Origin of the sequence: Psychrobacter sp. Arc9 (genome assembly GCF_041431295.1) — a bacterium.
Classification (GTDB): domain Bacteria; phylum Pseudomonadota; class Gammaproteobacteria; order Pseudomonadales; family Moraxellaceae; genus Psychrobacter.
This window is the reverse complement of record NZ_JASMRK010000002.1, coordinates 248,558-269,744: the sequence shown is the minus strand read 5'-3', so window position 1 is coordinate 269,744 and position 21,187 is coordinate 248,558. Positions and strand designations below refer to the sequence as shown.

General features: G+C 44.8%; 14 protein-coding genes and 2 tRNA genes. 4 read left to right on the top strand and 12 right to left on the bottom strand.

All coding sequences use genetic code 11. The features are described from left to right. The 7 genes from QO187_RS02365 to leuS form a co-directional block, all read right to left on the bottom strand. A tRNA-Lys gene (locus QO187_RS02365) sits at positions 1-76 on the bottom strand. A gap of 160 nt (positions 77-236) precedes the next feature. Continuing rightward, a tRNA-Lys gene (locus tag QO187_RS02360) sits at positions 237-312 on the bottom strand. 194 nt (positions 313-506) lie between these two features. Further along, complete coding sequence (locus tag QO187_RS02355; protein WP_371546978.1) at positions 507-2,456, bottom strand: MacB family efflux pump subunit; 1,950 nt, start codon at positions 2,454-2,456, stop codon at positions 507-509. A gap of 278 nt (positions 2,457-2,734) precedes the next feature. Continuing rightward, positions 2,735-4,060: an efflux RND transporter periplasmic adaptor subunit gene (locus tag QO187_RS02350; protein WP_371546952.1), complete on the bottom strand. Its 1,326-nt coding sequence runs from the start codon at positions 4,058-4,060 to the stop codon at positions 2,735-2,737. A 276-nt stretch (positions 4,061-4,336) separates the two neighbouring features. Further along, the gene (locus QO187_RS02345) at positions 4,337-5,437 is read right to left on the bottom strand and encodes a DNA polymerase III subunit delta (protein WP_371546951.1); all 1,101 of its coding nucleotides are present in this window, start codon (positions 5,435-5,437) and stop codon (positions 4,337-4,339) included. A gap of 161 nt (positions 5,438-5,598) precedes the next feature. Beyond that, the gene (locus tag QO187_RS02340; protein ID WP_371546948.1) at positions 5,599-6,312 is read right to left on the bottom strand and encodes a hypothetical protein; all 714 of its coding nucleotides are present in this window, start codon (positions 6,310-6,312) and stop codon (positions 5,599-5,601) included. A gap of 66 nt (positions 6,313-6,378) precedes the next feature. Beyond that, positions 6,379-9,066: a leucine--tRNA ligase gene (gene leuS / locus QO187_RS02335; protein ID WP_371546946.1), complete on the bottom strand. Its 2,688-nt coding sequence runs from the start codon at positions 9,064-9,066 to the stop codon at positions 6,379-6,381. 226 nt (positions 9,067-9,292) lie between these two features. Between leuS and QO187_RS02330 the strand changes: the two genes are divergently transcribed. Next, complete coding sequence (locus QO187_RS02330) at positions 9,293-9,664, top strand: arsenate reductase (RefSeq protein ID WP_371546944.1); 372 nt, start codon at positions 9,293-9,295, stop codon at positions 9,662-9,664. A gap of 128 nt (positions 9,665-9,792) precedes the next feature. On the opposite strand, the gene argB is transcribed toward QO187_RS02330, so the two are convergent. The 5 genes from argB to QO187_RS02305 form a co-directional block, all read right to left on the bottom strand. Further along, positions 9,793-10,704: an acetylglutamate kinase gene (gene argB, locus QO187_RS02325; RefSeq protein WP_057758912.1), complete on the bottom strand. Its 912-nt coding sequence runs from the start codon at positions 10,702-10,704 to the stop codon at positions 9,793-9,795. 79 nt (positions 10,705-10,783) lie between these two features. Continuing rightward, positions 10,784-12,586, bottom strand: a complete 1,803-nt coding sequence (locus QO187_RS02320) for a phosphomannomutase (RefSeq protein WP_371546942.1) — start codon at positions 12,584-12,586, stop codon at positions 10,784-10,786. Between the two features lie 138 nt (positions 12,587-12,724). Continuing rightward, a complete protein-coding gene (gene dut / locus QO187_RS02315) occupies positions 12,725-13,189 on the bottom strand; it encodes a dUTP diphosphatase (protein ID WP_371546940.1) in 465 nt (154 codons plus the stop codon). 111 nt (positions 13,190-13,300) lie between these two features. After that, positions 13,301-14,704, bottom strand: coding sequence for a magnesium transporter (gene mgtE / locus QO187_RS02310; RefSeq protein WP_371546938.1), 1,404 nt, complete (start codon positions 14,702-14,704; stop codon positions 13,301-13,303). Between the two features lie 150 nt (positions 14,705-14,854). Beyond that, the gene (locus tag QO187_RS02305; protein WP_201547616.1) at positions 14,855-16,888 is read right to left on the bottom strand and encodes a UvrD-helicase domain-containing protein; all 2,034 of its coding nucleotides are present in this window, start codon (positions 16,886-16,888) and stop codon (positions 14,855-14,857) included. An 825-nt stretch (positions 16,889-17,713) separates the two neighbouring features. On the opposite strand from QO187_RS02305, the gene ndhC reads away from it, so the two are divergent. The 3 genes from ndhC to nuoC all read left to right on the top strand — a co-directional run bounded on the left by ndhC (position 17,714) and on the right by nuoC (position 21,107). Continuing rightward, positions 17,714-18,337, top strand: a complete 624-nt coding sequence (gene ndhC, locus QO187_RS02300; protein ID WP_102091044.1) for an NADH-quinone oxidoreductase subunit A — start codon at positions 17,714-17,716, stop codon at positions 18,335-18,337. A 174-nt stretch (positions 18,338-18,511) separates the two neighbouring features. Further along, on the top strand, positions 18,512-19,180 hold the full coding sequence (locus QO187_RS02295) for an NADH-quinone oxidoreductase subunit B family protein (protein ID WP_101206265.1): 669 nt from the start codon (positions 18,512-18,514) through the stop codon (positions 19,178-19,180). 151 nt (positions 19,181-19,331) lie between these two features. Beyond that, positions 19,332-21,107, top strand: a complete 1,776-nt coding sequence (nuoC, locus tag QO187_RS02290; RefSeq protein ID WP_057758925.1) for an NADH-quinone oxidoreductase subunit C/D — start codon at positions 19,332-19,334, stop codon at positions 21,105-21,107. Positions 21,108-21,187: the final 80 nt, after the last annotated feature.

Sequence of the window (21,187 nt, the reverse complement as noted above, 5' to 3'; positions counted from 1 at the left end):
TGGTGGGCTGTCCGCGACTCGAACGCGGGACCAATTGATTAAAAGTCAACTGCTCTACCAACTGAGCTAACAGCCCTGAAGAGTATATAAAAAAGCGATGCTTCTTTAACTCTGCAAGAGAAAATTCTAACTAAAGAACTTTCTAAAACTAAACATCTTAACGATGTTTTTTAAACTTACCTTTATTAGTCTTCTACCGGATAGGGTAGAACGATTAATAAAGATTAAACTAAATATGGTGGGCTGTCCGCGACTCGAACGCGGGACCAATTGATTAAAAGTCAACTGCTCTACCAACTGAGCTAACAGCCCTAACGTTTAAAGTGTTTGTATCCCTAAACGTGAGAGCACATTATATATATTATTATGACAATTACAACCCCACATGATAAAAAAAGTGTAATTCTCTTATAAAATTGCCAATTTATTCCAGTTTATTTAAATTTTCATCATTATATCGATATTGACTGCTCTATTTTCGGCCAAAGCGAGCCAATAATTGATTATTAGTCTCGAGAAAGTGCTTCAACAGGATCTAGTTTGGCAGCATTACGTGCTGGCAAGAATCCAAATACTACGCCAATTAACGTCGAACAAACAAAAGCGGCAATAATAGAGGTTGAAGAATAGATAACTTTGAAATTATCACCACCCACGCTATTAATCAGTTCTCCGATGGCAAAGGCCAGTCCGATACCAATCAGTCCCCCTAAAATACAGACCAAAACGGCCTCAATGAGGAACTGCTGCATAATATCGCTCTGACGCGCGCCCACTGCCATACGTACGCCAATCTCGTTGGTGCGCTCGGTGACAGAAACGAGCATAATATTCATCACCCCAATACCGCCGACGATCAACGAAATAACCGCGACTGATGAGATCAGCAGGGTCATCGTACCTGTCGTCGACTCAATCGTTTGACGAATAGAGTCTGAATTGCGCAGCTCAAAGTCATCTTTACCATGGCGACTCTCTATTAAGTCAGAGATGGCCGTCTCTGCGGCGCTAGAAGAGATACTGTCATCTAATAACGCTACAAATCGGTCAATATTGGTACTACCCGTGACACGCGACATCACCGTTGTATAAGGCATATAGATAGTAGGCGTCGTCACACTGGGGCCAAAGCCACCATCGCTCTCTTCGAGTACGCCAATCACGCGTCCAGGCACACTACCAACCAATATCACTTCGCCAACAGGATTATCAATGTCTGAAAAAAAGGTCTGCTTAGCATTGTCATCAATGATGATATCTTGACTACGTAATGTGACGCTTTTTGCATCAAACCCTTGGCCCAATGCCAATGTCTCACCAGTAACAGTTAGATAGTCTTCGCCAACGCCGTTGACGGTAGCGTCCTCTTGTATACTACGATAGCGGACGCTAGAGTTGGCATTTACCTGAGGGCTGACGCTGATAATATAGGGCTGATTGCCGACCGCTTCTGCATCTTCTGGTGTCAAGTTGTCATCATTATAGCGGCGTCTAGGGTCGCCTCTAGGGTAGCCATCATTGACGGTAATGGTGTTGGTACCTAGCGAGCTGATATTGGCGAGGATTTGCTGCTGAGAGCCTTGTCCAAGACCTACGATAGATACGACCGCAGCGATACCGATGATAATACCGAGCATAGTCAGTAGGGTACGCATCTTGTGCGCGCGCATGGCAAGCAAAGACATCTTAAACGCTTCAAGCAATCGATCGATAAAGCTACCAAAGGCACTTTTACGATGTTCACCAAGGATAGATTCTGGTTTTTTGTCTGTGTGCTTATAATGTTCAGTTTGATAATCAGCGATGATATAGCCGTCTTTTAGCTCAATCACACGCTCCGCTTGCGCCGCTAGCTTTGGATCATGAGTGACCATGATAATGGTATGACCTTGTGCACTGAGGTCATGCAAAATTGCCATGACGTCTTCGCCAGACTTACTGTCTAGGGCACCAGTTGGCTCATCGGCCAAGATCACGTCACCACCATTCATCAGTGCACGAGCAACAGAAACGCGCTGTTGCTGTCCACCTGAGAGCTGATTGGGACGGTTATTGACCTTATTGCCAAGGCCAAGGTCAGTTAGTAGCTTCTCAGCACGATTGGTGCGTGCTTCGGTATCCATGCCCGCATACACGGCAGGGACAGCGACGTTGTCTTTGGCACTGATATCACCAAGCAAATGATAGCGCTGAAAAATAAAACCAAAGTGCTCACGGCGTAGTTCTGCTAGCTGATCGGCATCAAGCTTACGGGCGGATTGACCATAGATCTTATAATCGCCAGCAGTGGCTTGATCTAGACAGCCTAAGATATTCATCAAGGTGGACTTACCAGAGCCTGATTGTCCAATGATAGCAACCATCTCGCCTTGATTGATGGTTAGATTGATGTCATGCAAGACACGAATGGTTTGCTCACCAGCAGGGAACTCTCTGATAATGCCAGACAACTCCATAATGGGCTTGCCTGGTGCAGGGTGATTAACGGTATTGGTTTTTGCCCGATTATTTAAGTTATTTAAATTATCTGAGTTGTTTGAAGGGTTAGCAGAAGTGTGTGACCCTAAGTTTTGAGCCGTGCTACTTTCAGAGCTATCTTCAGTCGACGGTTTAGGAGATTGAGATATAGTCATAGCAGTGTCTTTAATAAAGGCTAATAAGCGTTATAGTGTTGTTATGAAAGGGCTGCTATGTTTAACAAGCCCTTTTTTATTCAACATAGTCAAAGCACAAGTTACATTTGAGGTCCACCAGGTACGCTGCTGCTACCTGATTTCTTACCGCTCTCTTCACTGATGATTACTTCTTCCCCTTCTTTCAGACCGCTTAAGATTTGCGCATTTACTCGGTTATCAATACCGACTTCTACAGTACGCTCTTCTACGGTTCCGTCATCTCTTAATACACGTACAAACTTGCCCGTTGTTGATTTGCCTTTTTCTTTACCTCTAGAGCGTTTTTCTTGTATCACTGTCGACGGTACTAACAGGGCGTTTTTGGCTTCGTTAACGATGATATAAATTTGCGCGGTCATATCAATACGGAACAAGCGGTCAGGGTTCGGTACTTCTACGTAGCCGACATAATAGATAGCAGCGTCTGTCGAGCTGGTACTACTGATTTGCTCTGGGGCAGGTTCGATAGCAGTCAACGTCGCATCATACTGCTGATCTGGATTACCAATGATATTGAAATAAGCAGGCATACCAGCACTGACATTGATAACGTCAGCTTCGGAGATTTGCGCGTTGATACGCACGGTCGATAAATCCGCTAGCGTCACCAATGTGGGCGCCGTTTGGTTAGCATTGACCGTAGTGCCTTGCTCAGTCGTAATAGAAACGACGGTACCTGATATCGGGGCGCGAATCGTGGTATAGCTCAAATCTTCTTCAGCAGTACTAACGTTGGTTCGAGATTTGCGTAACGCCGCTTGCTGACTGTTGATATTGGCTTCGGTAGTCGCAATCGCGGCCTTTGCCGTATCGATAGCTGCACGTGCATTGGCAACGGCTGCTTTTGCGGTCTCGACACTGGTCGCTTGCGTATCATATTCTTGCTGCGAGATAGCGTCGATCGCGACTAAGTCTTGCAAACGCGCAAAGTCAGACTGTGCTTGTTTGAGCTCAGACTGACGGCTGGCAAGATCAGCATAGGCACTTTTTAGACTGGCTTGTTTGCTCAACGATTCTGCTTGCGCACTTTGTAGCGCGGCTTCGCTTTGTTCAAGACTGGCTTGTTCATTGCTCAGGCTGTTCTTCTGAGTCACTTGATCAATCTGCGCAATCAAATCGCCTTGTTTGACTTCGTCACCGACTTCAACGTACAGGCGTTTTACTTCACCAGATACCTGTGCCCCTACATCGACGGTATTTAACGCTTTTACTTTACCAGACGCCATGACATTGTTTTCAATATCACCGACTTCAACGGTTGCGGTTAAATAATTAGGTGTGGTTTCTTCTGGTTTTAAAAAAGTATAGGCCAAAGCCCCTAATGCTACGATAATCAAGGTGATGACACCCCATTTGATAGCAGACTTTTTGCTTATTTTGCGCATGACAACAATCCAATCACAATTAAATCAAGTGTAGATATAGTAGAGACTTCACCTACAAAAGGGAATGGAAATTAGTTTACGAAAGGTTAAGGTAGTCGAGAATAGAGACAGGTACAAAAAAGAAATGCTTACTAAAAATCAATAAAACGGAGATTATAGAAGAATAAATAGGGTAGTAGGATCTGGATTTATAGCGATTAAATGTATAAATCAGTAAGAGAAGAGATGGATAACTTGTTAATAATAGAAGCTATATAAAGTGGTGACAGACTAGTCTTAGCGCATAGCAAATAAACGCTTACCTGCGAGCTCCAATGCCGCTTGTAATAATAGCTCCCATGCTGGCTGGCGAACAAGACCTTTAATAGCTTGATCACAGCGGTAAAGCAAGGCAGGCCATTCGCTCGTTTGTTGTTTTGACTGACGGCGGCAGGCTTGTTGGTACAACCCTTGCTTACTGCGCCAAATGCCTAATGCTTGCGGGTCTTGACCATCCATAAGTTGAATGATTTGACGCATGTCTTTGCTAATAGCCCAGAGTACTAAAGTAGTGGGCTCATCGGTCGACTTTAGCTGGAACATGATTTTGGCGACCTGCGTACTATTACCTGCGAGCATCGCATCAGACAAATCGAACACACTAAACTGCGCATCGCTGACCAACGCTGCTTGTAGGTCTGCAATATCCAATGCCACATTATTCACAGGCTGTGAAAAGCTATTAGATTGTTCGGTACTGTTGTCAGTAGCACTATTTTCACTAGTACTGTCATTAGCAACTAGCTGCGGTGCAAACAGATAAGACAGCCGCCATAGGGTCTGATAAGCACTTAGCAAATGATGCTCAGTGTGTGACATGAGTAGCTGCCACGCCTCTTGAGACAGTCGTAAACCAAACTTCTGAGCTTGTATTTGTAGTAGCTGTTGGCGCTGCTGCTCATTGTATAAATTGCAATCAATGACATTGCCATACTGCGTAAAAGGAGCAAACCATTTGCTGCTCTGGCTGCGTTTGTCTTGCTTAGGTGTAAGCCACAATACACTATGACCGTGTGTGCCCGCTTGTGCCTCGACCGCAAAACGTTCCAACTCAGCGATAACTGCTTTATCGGGTTTATGATTGCCCGTCACGATCAAGGCGCTGGCATCATCGAATAGAGACTGGCTGCCAAGCTCGGACAGTACTTCCTGCCAACTCTTGACAGAAATCAGCTCTATACGTTTGATTGCATAGTTCTGCGCGCGCCAGTGTGGACGCAGCGCATCTATCAACCATTGACTCAGTAGTGGCTCGTCACCGTGCGCTAGGCACAAGCCAGCTACCGCAACGGAAGGCTGCAGTAGTTTTGGGTAGGCTTTTATGAAAGTATCTTGCATAGCGTGGTGTTACACAGGTTGATGAGCAGGTAATACCAGTTCTAAAATATGATCAGCAGTGTCAAGCTAGATTGGTCTACTCAAGGTAGTACATGCCCTTGCTTAGTTTGCTACTCACTCTTCTAGAAATGGTGACGTTTGATAATCAGAACGACTAACTATTACGGTTGTGGTACGACGACAACGGTTGGTGTCACGCCTTTATTTATTTGCAGAGATTGTTTGGCAGCAGGTGCGACTTTTGGAAGCGAGATAGCAACGTACTGGTCAGTGATACGGCGAGCTAAAGTATCATAGAGCCAATCACGAGTCTGATCGCCTTGCTGATCGTCAGTACTAACAGATGCTTCGTTGTACTGATAGCTTCGCTCGACCTGAATGGGGTTGCTCAGGGTCACAGGCTTACCATTTTCCATCGTTTGATAGCTGACATCTGCTGATAGTACCAAGCGAATCTCTGTTAATACACCAACCAATTCGTAACGTTTAAAACGTACATTACGGATATCGATAGCGGCAATAGTCTCAGCCCCTGCTTGTTGGTTATTACGAGCAACTTCTTCCGAGCTCATATTACCAATAACATCGACACCTAACGTCTTTAGGCGTCGCGTCAATGGTAGTTTCAGCGGGAATGAGGTGCGATTGTCTTCGATAATGACCGCTGTCTTTTCGACGTCAAGCAGCATCGCTGAGTCGTAACCACGTAGCTGAAAGCCGCAGCCGCTAAGAGCAGCGGCTGCACCTACCACGGCGAACATTGGCAGCGTAGCAAGTAAAACTACTCCGAGCTTTTGGCCAGGGGACTTTTTGTTAGCTAGGCTGTGTGCGCTTGATTCTGGTTGCGCCTGCTCAGCTCGATGCTTGTATGACATAAACGCTATCCTCATATGATAAGAAGGCTTAGAGCACTAAGCCTAAAATACTTAGCTCAAGATATCTCAGCCTACAACCACGATGTTAACCAATTTGTTAGGAACGACGATTTCTTTTTTGATCTCGCCAGTGATGAATTTTGCCACACTTTCCATAGTACGAGCTTGCTCTTTTAGCTGCTCAGGATCGCTGTTTGGTGCGACATCCATCTTACCACGCATCTTACCATTGACCTGTACCACCATGGTGATCATGTCCTGTACCAGCGCACTTTCGTCCACGGTTGGGTAGTCCAACGTTAAGGTATCAAGACCCAACTGCTCAAGCAGATGCTCGCCAACGTGCGGCGCGTATACAGATAGCATAATCAGCAGATTGGTCAATGCTTCGTGTTTGACGTGCAGCTCTTGCTCATTACTCGCGTTAAAGCCAGTCAGCTCATTAGCAAGTTCCATCAAGCTTGATACTGGCGTGTTCAATGCCAGACGTTCACCCAAATCACTATCAATCTTAGCAATCGTTTCGTGCGTTTTACGGCGTAAGTTTTTGGCTTCTTTGCTTAGACCGTCTGTGTTCAAGGTGGCACTGTTAAGCGTATCAATACTGATATTAGCTAACGTTAGCGCTTGCATATGGTCGGTTGCAATGCGCCATACTTTTTTCACAAAGTTATAAGGGCCTTTTAGCGCATCATCTGACCATTCAAGCGTTTGATCCGCAGGCGCAGTAAATAGCGTATATAGACGAACCGTATCAGCACCATATTTATCAATGGTTAGCTGTGGATCTACGCCATTGTTCTTTGATTTAGACATTTTTTCGATTTTACCAATCGTCACTGGCTGGCCGTCAGATTTTAAAATGGCTTTGATTGGTTGACCGCGTTCGTTGAAGTCAATATCGATATCTTCTGCAAAATAGTAGGTCGTACTGCCATCCGCATTGACGCGATAGAACGTACCAGCAAGCACCATGCCTTGAGTCATTAGATTGGCAAATGGCTCATCACCTGTGACTAAGTTTTCGTCACGCATTAGCTTATGGAAGAAACGCGCATACAACAGATGCATTACCGCATGCTCGACACCGCCAACGTATTGATCAACAGGCAACCATTTATTGGCAGCAGACTTGTTGACCATATTTTGCGCATCATTTGGGCTAGCAAAGCGTGCATAGTACCAGCTAGATTCGACAAAAGTATCAAAGGTATCGGTTTCGCGCTCAGCAGGATTACCACATTTAGGACAAGTGGTATTGACAAACTCTGGTATATTTTTAAGTGGGTTACCTCGACCATCAGGTACGACATCGGTTGGCAACACAACCGGCAAATCTTGCTCTTCAACAGGCACAGTACCACAATGCTCACAATTGATCATTGGAATAGGGCAGCCCCAATAGCGCTGGCGAGACACACCCCAATCACGTAGGCGGTATTGAATTTTTTTCTTAGCCAGCTCTTTTGGCTCAAGCTTGGCTAGCATTGCTTCAAATGCTTGCTCAAAGTCTAGACCGTCAAACTCACCTGAGTTAACCAAAGTGTTGCGTTCAGTATAAGCAAGATTCACTTCACTATCGTTCGCTGTGGCATCTGCTTTTAACTCATTAAAATAGCCATCAGGGGTATTAATGACCTGTTTGATTGGTAGGTCGTACTTCACCGCAAATTCATAGTCGCGCTCATCGTGAGCAGGTACTGCCATGACTGCGCCTGAGCCATAGCTCATCAGCACGTAGTTGGCGACCCAAACAGGCACTTCTTCACCAGTCAAAGGATGCGTCACAGTGAGGCCTGTATCCATACCGATTTTTTCAGCTTTGGCCAAATCAGCCTCAGCGACTGAGCCTTTTTTGCAAAGGGCACAGAATTGAGCGATTGCGTCATCTTGCTCAGAGGCGTACTGTGCAAGTGGATGCTCTGCGGCAACAGCGACATAAGTCACACCCATCAAGGTATCAGGACGAGTGGTGAACACATCTAAGGTGTTTTCTTCGCCAGCAAGCTCATAAGGGAAGTGGACTTCCATACCGGCACTACGACCAATCCAGTTACGCTGCATAGTCAGTACTTCAGATGGCCAATGACCTTCTAGCTGATCCAAATCATCTAATAGCTCATCAGCATAGTCAGTGATGTTGAAGTAGTACATAGGGATGTCGCGTTTTTCGACTGCCGCACCACTACGCCAACCTTTACCATCAATGACTTGCTCGTTTGCTAAGACAGTATTATCAACGGGATCCCAGTTGACCGTCGATAGCTTTTTGTACACTAGGCCTTTTTTGTACAACTGCAAGAATAGCCACTGCTCCCACTGATAGTATTCAGGGCTACAAGTGGCAAACTCGCGTGACCAGTCAATAGACAGGCCTAGCAATTTAAGCTGTGCACGCATGCTGTCAATATTGGCAAATGTCCATGCAGCAGGTGGGGTTTGGTTGGCAATTGCCGCGTTTTCTGCTGGCAGGCCAAAACCATCCCAGCCCATTGGTTGCATGACATCATAACCTTTGAGACGATAATAACGGCTCAATACGTCAGAAATCGTATAGTTACGGACGTGGCCCATATGCAGCTTGCCACTTGGATAAGGGAACATTGATAGCATGTAACGACTTGGCTTGTTGCTTGGCTCATTGCTTACTTCAAAGCGCTTGTCAGTTGCCCATTTGGTTTGCTGCGCGGCTTCTATCGCTTGCGGGTTGTAATAGTTGTTTTCTGTTTGGTCTGCTGTCACGGCGTTGCTCATAGTCGGCTCGAAATTGGTTGATACTGATTTATTTAATACGGATTTGTTTAATACTGATCAAAATAGGTGGAATTTGACAATGCCATAGCATAGCGTAATTTGGCGAAAATTGCGACGATATGATGCAGTTGCTTACTAGGTTTGACGATTAAAAGTAAAGCATTCTCTATATCCAGTCAGCCTTAGGTATAATAGACAAATTAATGAATATTTATGAGGAATCACTATGACCATCACCATTTACGGTATCAAATCTTGTAGCACGATGAAAAAAGCGTTTACTAAGCTAGACGAATTAGATATCAGCTACGATTTTCACGATTATAAGAAACAAGGTATTGATAAAGAAACAGTACAGTGCTGGGTAAATGAGCTAGGTATCGAAAAAGTGCTTAATAAGCGTGGTACGACATGGCGCAAGCTAGACGACAGTCAAAAGCAAGCAGCTGACGCTAGTGTAGACAGCGCGATAGATTTACTCGTGGAAAATACCAGTATGATTAAACGCCCAATTGTAGAAGGTCAGTTGGCAGATGACGATCAAGCAGTATTACTATGCGGCTTCGATGAGTCTGAGTTTGATAAAGTTTTTTCGTAAAATTGAGCTATAAAAATTAAGCCAGTCTCATTTGTTAAATATAAAAATGTACAAAAAAGCCCGAGCGTTTATATTAACTCGGGCCTTTCTACACTTAGCTTTTTTACATTTAGTATTGCTAGATTTTGCTAGCTCAACGATGAGTCTATCTCTCGACTAATGAGCGTACCAACCCCTTCGTTGGTGAAAATCTCAAGCAAGGTCGCATGAGGGACACGGCCATCAACGATTACCGCACTTTTGACGCCACTACGTACCGCATCAAGCGCACATTGAATCTTAGGAATCATGCCGCCTGAGATAGTGCCATCTTCGATTAAGCTATCGACTTTCTTTGGCGTGAGTCCAGTCACTACTTCGCCATCACGGCCCAATACGCCTTTGATATTGGTTAATAGCATCAGTTTCTCTGCTTGTAAAAACTCTGCCACTTTACCCGCGACTAGGTCAGCATTGATATTATAGGTATTGCCTTCAGCGTCAACGCCAAGTGGTGCGATTACAGGGATAAAATCAGAAGCAATTAGCATGTTGATCACGTCTTTATTGACGCTGACCACATCACCGACGAATCCTAAATCAACTGGTACAGCGATACCATCTGCGCCAATTTTTTCCATCATCAGTTTTTTGGCTTGAATCAAGTTGGCATCTTTACCGGTAAGACCAATCGCGCGACCACCATGTTTATTAATCAGGCTAACAATCGATTTGTTGACGCTACCGCCCAAGACCATTTCTACGATATCCATGGTGCTTTTGTCAGTGACGCGCATCCCATCGATACGGTCTGATTGACGTCCGAGCTCTTTTAGGAGATTGTCAACTTGTGGGCCGCCACCATGTACGACTACTGGATGCATACCGACTGTTTTTAACAAAACGATATCACGAGCAAATGAGCTCTCAAGCTCAGGGTCGGTCATGGCGTTACCGCCGTATTTTACGACGATGAGTTTATCAACAAAACGCTGGATATAGGGCAGAGCAGTGGTCAATACTTCAGCGGTGTTTTTGGCATCATCTAAATTTAGCGTCATTACAAACTCCTAAGGGCCGGGTTTAAATTGATTGTTTTTCTACTATGTCTAATCAGACAGTGATATATGTTTTATGAGGCTACTCCGCGGGAATAGCAAGAATCTGCTCAGCTAGCGCTGCGTTAAATGGTCGGCATAAAGTGGCAAATGTCGCCTGAATATCTTTTAGGTCATCTATACTGTCACCCGCAAAGCGCGCGGTCAGGCTATTGCTGGTATTTGATTGACGCAGTACGCCAAAGCCATGGGCAAAATCTAAGCGCACACCATCGATACAGCTCAGCTTGGTTCCTACAGGTAATAATTCATGCGTCTGTTTTAATGCTATTTGCGCCTTCGCAGTAGCGCAGGTACACACTGATGACTTGCATGTTGTGGCGGGCAGGCAAGTATTTTTTAATTGCTGATTAGATGAAGAATCAGTATGAGTAGACATATCTACTAGGTGCTGCAAGTAATGACAAAATCTCGTTAATTGCTCTACGAGTGAGCAGTCGGTAGTAGCCGTCTGCGGCATTGGCAAGTAATGGTCAGCAGTACTGACTATAGTGGGCAAGCTTTGGATGATATCTGCTAGCGGTTTTTTATCGTTAATACCGTCATTAGTTTGGTTAAGCCAATGCAGCAGCCGTAATGCAGCATACATCGCATCATCGTAGGGAATAAAGCGGCTGTCATTAAAGATGAAATGCCCTGATAATTCACCAGCGAAGACAATCTGATTGTCAGGATGCTGTACCTGCTGGCGCATAAAGCTGCTGCCAGTCTTGCTAATCACAGGTGTAGTACCAAGCTCAGATAACAGTCTTGGCAAATGATGGGCGCACTTAATATCGAAAAGAACTTCAGATACTAATAAAGAGTCGCTAAGAGAGTTAGGGTGTTCAGTAATAGCAATACGTGCCAATAGATAGAGCAAATGATCGGGCGTAACTATCTTGCCGTTGTTATCAACGACCATTAAACGATCGCCATCACCATCAAACGCTAGGCCTATATCTGCTGCATGCAAAACAACGGCTCGTTGCAATTCGTTTAGGCGGTTTGGTTCGGTGGGATCTGGATTACCAAGGGGAAAGTTGCCATCAGGTGTGTCATTGAGAAAAATAACATGCTGGCAAAAACGTTCAAACAGGCGTTGAGCAATGCTCCCAGTTGCGCCATGCATACAGTCAACAACTATGACCAAATCAAGTTTATAAGCGCTTTTCTGATTGTCTGCAGTTGCCGAGTGATTATGCTGAAATAATTGTTCAAATACCTGCTCAATAGCATCAATATAAACGTTTGCTACTTGATGAGTAGGTAGTTGCTCAAGCAAATCAATTGATAATTTTGAGTCGTAGTTATTATCAATGCTTTCAATGTTTTCTGAATGCAAGACAGAATTTTTAGCTTGATTATCGGGATAGGTGTGATGACCATGATTGGCGGTGAGTTGATGATAGAGCGTCTGTATCTCTGAGCTACTAGGGGACTTGTTATTTACTAACCATTTGATGCCTAATATGTCTTTAGCAGAGTGGCTCGCTGTTACGACAATGCCATGACCTTGATATTGCATTGCCCAAAATGCCATCATTGGCGTGGTAATCAGACCTAACTGGATTACGCGTAAACCATGATGAGCTAGTACAGTAGAGAGTGTATGTGCAATGGCTTCACTACCAATGCGCATATCATAACCGATAACGACAACATTCTGCTTAGTCTCAACAGAGGTACTAGCATTGATATTTCGAGACGGTTGGCTATCTTGGACATTGTAGAGAGTGGCAAAAGCATCGCCTAACGCTTGTATAAAACTGCTAGTAAAATACTGGTTGATACCACGAATATCATAAGCACGGAATAAGGATTGCTGCGCCGCAAAAGGTGGCATTGCTTACTCTCCTTATAACCGTGATAGGTGTTCAATGATAAATAAAAAATGAATAGCGCAAGGTTTTAGATATAGCTTAAGCAAAATTCTAATCGCTATCTAAAAAATTACTAGCAGGTTTGACCGTCAAAATAGCTACTATTGACGACCTGAATGTCCAAACCCGCCTGCACCACGTACGCTTTCATCACTGAATTCTGCAACCACTTCAAACTCAGGACGCGCAACAGGTACCACGATGTACTGTGCCATACGCTCAGCTGGATTAAGAATAAAGTCCTCGCTACTACGGTTCCAAATACTAACCATCAGCTCGCCTTGATAATCGGCATCGATTAACCCAACCAAATTACCCAAGACGATACCGTGCTTATGGCCAAGACCTGAACGCGGTAAAATCATACCTGCATAATTAGGGTCTTGAATATAAACGGCAAGACCTGTACCTATTAAATGGGTTTCACCTGCTTTAATCGTTAATGGCTCATCGATGCAAGCACGCAAATCAATACCTGCACTGCCATCGGTTGCACGAGTTGGTAGAGAAAACGCTTCGTCTTCAGTAATTTTAGGGTTTACCACTTTAACTTGTACAGCTTGCATAACACACTCACTTAACGATTTGATGATTTTTAAATTATGATTTTAAACTCGAGCTTGGAACTAGGGTTTTAAAAAAATAACAATTCTATAATTCAGCAATTCAGCAATCAACTAGAGTATCAACACGCTGGCCAATCCTAAAAATGACATAAAGCCGACGATATCCGTAACGGTCGTTAGGATAACCGAGGCAGATAGAGCAGGGTCGATATTCATTCGCTTTAGCATCAGCGGTATGCTGATCCCCGAGACATTAGCCGCAGTCATGTTGATCGCAATGGCAAAACCGATGACGGCACTGATCTTAATATCATGAAACCATAACTGAGCAATAAACGCCATAATTATCGCCCAGATGATACCGTTTATCGCGCCCACCCATAGCTCTTTATTCAACAGCCAGACACGGTTAGAACCACCGATTTGACCCATCGCCATACCGCGGATAACGACCGTCAGCGTTTGCGAGCCAGCAATACCGCCCATACTGGCGACTACTGGCATCAATATCGCTAGCGCCACGACTTGTGCCAATACTTCTTCAAACTGTCCAATCACTGCTGCGGCTAAAAGGGCGGTACATAAATTGATACCTAGCCAAACGCTACGGCTTTTGGCACTGGTTAGAATAGGAGCAAACAGCTCTTCATCTTGGCTAACACCAGCGAGGTTTTTCATGGTGCTGTCGACATCATCTTGGATAATCTCCATGATGTCTTCACCGTTTAGTTGACCAACCAGCTCACCATGGCTATTGATGACGGGGGCAAAACGAATGTCTTCTGAACGAAAAATCGCGGCAGCATCTTGGATATCCAAGCGATCATTAATTGTAATGGCAGTGTCAATCAGATCCGAGACCAAGGTGTTTTGTTTATGCTTGATTAAATCTACTAGACTCAGTAGTCCCAGCAATTGCTGGCTTTGATCGACAACGAGCAGCTCTTGGCTCTCGTCATCGAGCAGGTCGTCGTTTTCACGCAGCCACTCTTGCACATCAGCTAGATAGATATCATCCCTTATCTGGATAATATCGGGATCCATATAGCTACCCACTTCCCAGTCGGCATAAGTATCAAGCTTATTGACTTGGACCCGAGTCTCTTCGTCGAGCGTTGCCATAACTGAGGTACGTACGCTCTCAGTGACAGTGTCCAAAATCTCAGAGATATCTTGAGCATCAAGATCTTGGGTGAACAAAGAGATTTCTTGAGAAGAAATGTTCTCCATCAATGGCTGACGTGTATCGACATCTAGCTCGGCAAGCACCTCACCTTTGATATGTTCTGGGACTTGCGCCCAAATCAACAGACGGTTTTGAGTTGGGAAGGACTCTAGTAGGTTGGCAATCTCATATTCGGACTGCTTTTCCAAAAACTCTGTAATGGCCTCGTATGCTTTATCAGCAACCAAACCCTGCAGATACAGAAGCTTATATTCGGCACTATATTCAGCCGAGTTATAATCTCCTGACAGCATGGCGGTTCGTTCCTGATTTGGCATCGGGGTAGGCATAAGTGTTCCAAGTTTTTACAGTCAAATTTTTACAGTATATAAAGAACAATAACGATTATAACAATCGCCTTTTGCGCAGTCTAAAGCGTGTTCTCGCAAGCGTTTTACTTAGGTGTTTATTACTCAGGTGCTTAAATGTTTTGGTTAAGATCAACGCTTGCCCAGTAACGCTCGAATATTGGCCAAATATTCATCAGCAACAGCTTCTGGGTCTTTGGTCGCTTTTTTCTTTTTCGCTTTGGCAGGCCAGTCAATATGATCTTCAGGTAGCTCATCCAAAAATCTTGATTCTGAGGTAACTCGCATCTGACCACCAGCACGGCGCTGGGTCGCGAGCGTCAATGTCAGCTCACGACGCGCACGGGTAATGCCCACGTACATCAGACGGCGCTCTTCTTCGACCGTTTCACTCATGATAGAGTTGCGATGCGGCAGCATCTCTTCCTCAAGCCCCATGATATAAACAAAATCAAACTCCAAGCCCTTTGCCGCATGCAAGGTCATCAAGTTGACTTTGTTAGTGTTCTCTTCTTCTTGCTGTTGCTCAAGCATATCAAGCAGAACCAGCTTACGAATGATGGTATCAATCGTTCGGTCTTCATCTTCTTCAGCGCGATTAATCAAGGACTGAATACTGGTGTACAGCATATCGATATTATCAATACGGTTTTTTTCTTGTTGCGGCGTTTTGGCATCGCTACGGACAAAGTCAATATAACCTGTCTCATCAATCATCTGGCGTACGATCGGCACAGGGTCTGGGTGTTGATCCAGCTCACGCGTATAGTGCTCAATGAATTCACCAAACTCTTTTATCGTACCATAAGCCTTTGATGGCAATACATGAGTCAGACCAGCGTGGGTACAAGAGGCCAGTAGCGATATGCTGTGCTCTTGCGCAAACAAACCGAGTTTTTCTAGCGTGGCTGGTCCCATACCGCGCTTGGGTGTATTGATAATACGCAAAAACGCGCTGTCATCTTCAGGGTTCAAAATCAGGCGTAGATAGCCCATGATGTCTTTGATTTCACTACGCGCAAAGAATGATTGACCGCCTGATAATTTATAAGGCACTTGCAGCTGGCGCAGTTGTGCCTCTAGCATACGTGCCTGAAAGTTGCTGCGGTACAGTACGGCATACTGTTCCCACTCATTACCAAAGCGCAGCTTGTGTGTGACGATTTCTTTGGCGACACGCTCGGATTCATCGTCGTCATTACGGCAGTTAATGATGCGGATTTTTTCGCCTTGACCTTTATCTGACCATAATTTCTTTTCAAATAAATGCTCGTTATTTAGAATAACGGCGTTGGCAGAGGTTAAGATACGTGTGGTTGAGCGATAGTTTTGCTCAAGCATAACGATTTTTAGTTTTGGAAAATCTTCTTTTAGCAATGCCATGTTTTCAGGCTTCGCCCCGCGCCATGCATAGATAGATTGGTCATCATCACCTACCACGGTGAAGCGACCTTGCGGCCCGACCAAGTATTTAATCATCTCATACTGGGCGGTGTTGGTATCTTGATACTCATCGACCAATAGATAACGAATACGGTTCTGCCACTTGTCACGCAGTTCTCTATTTTCACGCAATATTTTGGTTGGCAATACAATCAAGTCATCAAAATCGACGGCATTATAGGCCCGCAAATTACGCTCATAAAGCGCATATAGCGTGGCAAAAATCATGTCTTCTGGATCGTCTAACGTCTCCATCGCCTTGTCAGGCTCGACCAAGTCATTTTTCCAATCAGAAATCATTTTGATGGCTTTACCGACCAACTCGCGGCTTTCAGCGCCACTCAAGTTGTCGCGCATCATCAGCTCCATCAAGAGGCGCTTACTGTCATCGCTGTCCATAATGGAAAAATTGCCTTTTAGCGGAGTATGAATCAGCTCATAGCGCAAAAACTGTAGACCAAACTGGTGAAACGTCGACACCGTTAGCCCGCGCATTTTTTCGCTTGGTAGCAGTTTGCTTACCCGTGCTTTCATTTCACGTGCCGCTTTATTGGTAAAGGTCACGGCGGTGATGCGCTCAGCTGGCATGTCGCATTCTTGGATTAGGTAAGCAATCTTACGCGTAATCACAGAGGTTTTGCCGGAGCCCGCACCTGCAAGTACAAGTAATGGACCAGATACGTAGAGCATGGCCTCGGATTGTTTGGGATTGAGTTGACTCATAACGTGACCTGTAAGACAAAAGCAAAAAAGAGGGTAGCGCTGATATGAAAAAGATAGATAAACGCAGCACGCATCATCAAAACTTGTATCATTGCGATATTTTAATAATCTTTATTATAAGAATAATAGAATTTAAGGTTTGATGATGGCATATCATAAAAATCTGGTGGGTCATTATAAAGCAAAAATGCTCACTTTGGGGGAGGACTTGGGTGACGAAAGTGGGGTATTCGGACACTTGATTTTTGACAAATAGCGTGGCAGTGTTTGCTCGTAGCCAAAAGTACGGATTTGGGGTTAATATAAGGTAAGGTCTATATCATAATTCACAGTAAAAAAAACACATTTTTTTTACACAGAAAGTGACCGTTCAATACAGTTAAAAACTAGCTTTTAGGCACTGATATGCGTATAGTACGTAAATAATTTATGCCAGTTGTCACGTCATTGTTGACCACGTGTAATGAGCTATTAAATCAATTAAGTAAGCAGTCAGATATGATATTGATTTAATACGTTGATCTTACGTTGTTAGAAGATGCGTTGGGCGACCAGCCTTTATCCGCGCGCATACCGGAATCTCTACAGTTGGTCACGTCTGACATCGTCGTCAATAAGCTTGATAATTGGTTGTTACCAGCAAAATACCTAACATGTGACTCAATGACAGTTACTTAAACACAGTGACAGTTACTTAAATAAAGTCACTTTTTAAATGAAGTCACTTTGTGTTTTCGTCTGCGTTATACCTGTCGCAACATGGCCTGAGTGGGTCAGTGCTTGCGCTGTGTCTAACACTCGATTGGGTGAGGAGCACGTATTATCATGTCTGCTTTTAATTGGTCAGCCATTGCTTTTATCTTAGCCGCCATTGGGCTAGTTGTCTTTATGCTAGTCGTACCGCGCTTACTTGGCGGTCGCTCTCAAGGCTCACAAAAGGAAGAAGTATTTGAAGCGGGTGTTGTCGGATCTGGCAACGCCCGTATTCGTTTGTCTGCCAAATTTTATTTGGTCGCAATCTTCTTCGTGATTTTTGATTTAGAGGCGCTATATCTCTACGCTTATGCTGTGTCAGTACGCGAGGCGGGTTGGCTTGGCTTTGCCGCCGCTGGCACGTTTATCACTATTCTGATTATCGGTTTGATTTATGAGCTGAGCTTGGGTGCGATGAACTGGGCACCTGCTGACAAGCTACGCAAAAAAGCACGCTTATATGCGGCGCCTGCAGGCTTTAATTTGGCAGACATCACCAAGTTTGATGGTGCTCATGAGCTAATGGTCGATCCGACAGGTAAAGTACCCGCGCAGTCATCCGGTCAAATCAATGTCTCAAACAATATTGAGACCAATCGTCGTCATCTACAAAACATCGATCATATTAATACCACGGGTAACGTTACTTCTGTGGATTTTGCGACGTCTGCCCAGCAGGACAAAACTGAGCGTTAATAGCAGTTGATGCTCAGCTTATAGCGTTTGCAAAAACGAGCAGCAAAGCATGAAGGCGTCAGTTCTGTTTGTATTAATGATCGCTGATGATTAGCCACTTATTAATAATAAAATTATGGCGACAGCGCGAGCAAGATGATTGCCACGCCAAGCCTAATATGAAGGTTGTATGTTATGAAATACACATTAACAAAAGCCAACCCCGATGCAGATACCTATCCTGCACAGACCAGTCAAACGGTCAATGATCCTATCGAAGATGAAGTTAATAAAAATGTCTTTATGGGTCGTCTCGAAGACCTCGTTCATTCAACAGCAAACTGGGGGCGTAAGAACTCACTTTGGCCATTTAACTTTGGTACCTCTTGCTGTTATGTTGAATACGCTACTACCTTAACCGCCGTTCATGATTTGTCACGTTTTGGGGCAGAGGTTATTCGTGCCTCGCCTCGTCAGGCGGATGTCATGATCGTCGCTGGTACTTGCTTCGTTAAGATGGCCCCTGTCATCCAGCGCCTATATGAGCAAATGCTTGAGCCAAAATGGGTTATCTCTATGGGTGCCTGTGCCAACTCGGGCGGCATGTATGATATTTATTCTGTCGTACAAGGCGTCGATAAGATTATCCCTGTTGATGTGTATGTGCCAGGTTGTCCGCCGCGTCCAGAAGCGCTTATTCAGGGTTTGATGTTGTTACAGGAATCTATTACTAAAGAGCGTCGTCCGCTGGGTATCCATGTCAATGAGCAGGGTATCTATCAGCCGCAAATGACGCCTGAGCGTGACCGCAAGCAGGCAGATCGTATCGCTGTCAAAAACTTGCGCAGCCCAGACAGTATTTAAGTTTCAAACAGCATTTAGACTTGTAGCAACAGTTTCAATATTTTATGCGCTTATCATAGTTGGTTATGATTAACATAGCTCAGTTATGGTTGACATAGTTCGGTTATGACTAACATAGTTCAGTTATGATTAATGAAGGAATACATCATTCATGGTCACGGTAGTCGAAAACATAGATCCTAAGATCAAGCCCGTCCCAGCAGTCATCACAGAGCTGGAGCAAAAGTATGCTGGTAAATTTGTCGTGCAGCAGACTGTGGATGAGATTCCAACGGTTTGGGTGGCGCGTGCTGATTTATTAGATATTCTTTTATTCTTGCGCAAACTGCCTAAACCTTACGTCATGCTATTTGACTTGTCAGCGATAGATGAGCGTTTACGCCAGCATCGCGCGGGTTTACCTGACAGTGACTTTACGGTGTTTTATCACTTGATGTCGCTTGAGCGCAATAGTGATGTACGTATCAAGGTCGCGCTGAGCGAAGACGATGTCAATGTACCGAGCGCCACCAATATTTGGCCAAATGCCAACTGGTATGAGCGCGAAGTGTGGGACATGTTTGGTATCGTCTTTACAGGTCATCCGCATTTGACCCGTATCTTATTGCCAAAATACTGGGAAGGTCATCCACTGCGTAAAGAGTATCATGCGCGGGCGACGGAATTTACTCCGTACTTCTTGAATACCGCCAAGCAGCAATACGAGCAAGAGAATCTGCGTTTTGTCCCAGAAGAGTGGGGCATGAAGCGTTCAGGTCGTGATGAAGACTTTATGTTCTTGAACATCGGTCCTAACCATCCCTCTGCTCACGGTGCATTCCGTTTGGTACTACAGCTAGATGGTGAAGAAGTCGTCGATTGTATTCCTGATATCGGCTATCACCATCGCGGCGCAGAAAAAATGGCTGAGCGTCAAACATGGCACTCATTTATTCCTTATACCGACCGTATTGACTATCTCGGCGGTGTGATGAATGAGCTGCCGTATATCATGTCGGTCGAAAAGCTGGCTGGAATTACCATTCCACCACGTGCTGAAACCATCCGCGTAATGATGAGTGAGTTTTTCCGTATTACCAATAACTTACTGTTCGTCGGTACGTTCATTCAGGATGCGGGCGGTATGACCCCTGTATTCTATATGTTTACCGATCGCCAAAAAGCCTATGACGTTATCGAAGCCGTGACTGGCTATCGTATGCATCCCGCTTGGTTCCGTATCGGCGGTACTGCTGCTGATTTGCCACGTGGCTGGCAGCGTTTGGTTCGTGAGTTCTTAGATTGGATGCCAAAACGCTTGGACGAGTATGTCAAAGCAGCATTACAAAATAGCGTGCTTAAAGGTCGTACTCAAGGGGTTGCTCAGTATAATGCCAAGCAAGCACTTGCTTGGGGCGTGACGGGCGCTGGTCTGCGTGCGACAGGCGTTGATTTCGATCTGCGTAAAGCACGTCCATACATGGGCTATGAGAATTATGATTTTGAAGTGCCTGTTGGTTACAACGGTGACGCTTATGATCGCTGTATGGTCAAAGTCGAAGAGATGCGTCAGTCATTGCGTATCATCCGCCAATGTATGGACAATATGCCACAAGGCCCTTACAAAGCGGATCATCCACTGGCCGTACCACCGCCGAAAGACCGTACATTGAATGATATCGAAACGCTTATTAATCACTTTATCTCGGTATCTTGGGGTCCTGTGATGCCAGCGGGCGAATGTACAACGATCGTCGAGGCGACTAAAGGTCTGAACAGTTATTACATCACCTCAGACAAGGCCACGATGAGCTATCGTACCCGTATCCGCACACCGACATTTGCGCATTTACAACAGATGCCATCGGTCATCAATGGCTCGCTGGTTTCTGATGCCATTATGTACCTAGCATCGATTGATATTGTGATGGCGGATTGTGATCGTTAGAGCCGTGCTTCAAAAGTATTTGTTCATCAATATATTATTGCCTGATGGCACACCAAAATGCTGTCACTCGCCAATATAAC

Bases quoted from the DNA above. Each gene is read 5' to 3' on its own strand.
- QO187_RS02355 (WP_371546978.1), bottom strand. From the start codon at position 2,456: ATGGAGTTGTCTGGCATTATCAGAGAGTTCCCTGCTGGTGAGCAAACC.
- QO187_RS02350 (WP_371546952.1), bottom strand. From the start codon at position 4,060: ATGCGCAAAATAAGCAAAAAGTCTGCTATCAAATGGGGTGTCATCACC.
- QO187_RS02345 (WP_371546951.1), bottom strand. From the start codon at position 5,437: ATGCAAGATACTTTCATAAAAGCCTACCCAAAACTACTGCAGCCTTCC.
- QO187_RS02340 (WP_371546948.1), bottom strand. From the start codon at position 6,312: ATGTCATACAAGCATCGAGCTGAGCAGGCGCAACCAGAATCAAGCGCA.
- leuS (WP_371546946.1), bottom strand. From the start codon at position 9,066: ATGAGCAACGCCGTGACAGCAGACCAAACAGAAAACAACTATTACAAC.
- QO187_RS02330 (WP_371546944.1), top strand. From the start codon at position 9,293: ATGACCATCACCATTTACGGTATCAAATCTTGTAGCACGATGAAAAAA.
- argB (WP_057758912.1), bottom strand. From the start codon at position 10,704: ATGACGCTAAATTTAGATGATGCCAAAAACACCGCTGAAGTATTGACC.
- QO187_RS02320 (WP_371546942.1), bottom strand. From the start codon at position 12,586: ATGCCACCTTTTGCGGCGCAGCAATCCTTATTCCGTGCTTATGATATT.
- dut (WP_371546940.1), bottom strand. From the start codon at position 13,189: ATGCAAGCTGTACAAGTTAAAGTGGTAAACCCTAAAATTACTGAAGAC.
- mgtE (WP_371546938.1), bottom strand. From the start codon at position 14,704: ATGCCTACCCCGATGCCAAATCAGGAACGAACCGCCATGCTGTCAGGA.
- QO187_RS02305 (WP_201547616.1), bottom strand. From the start codon at position 16,888: ATGAGTCAACTCAATCCCAAACAATCCGAGGCCATGCTCTACGTATCT.
- ndhC (WP_102091044.1), top strand. From the start codon at position 17,714: ATGTCTGCTTTTAATTGGTCAGCCATTGCTTTTATCTTAGCCGCCATT.
- QO187_RS02295 (WP_101206265.1), top strand. From the start codon at position 18,512: ATGAAATACACATTAACAAAAGCCAACCCCGATGCAGATACCTATCCT.
- nuoC (WP_057758925.1), top strand. From the start codon at position 19,332: ATGGTCACGGTAGTCGAAAACATAGATCCTAAGATCAAGCCCGTCCCA.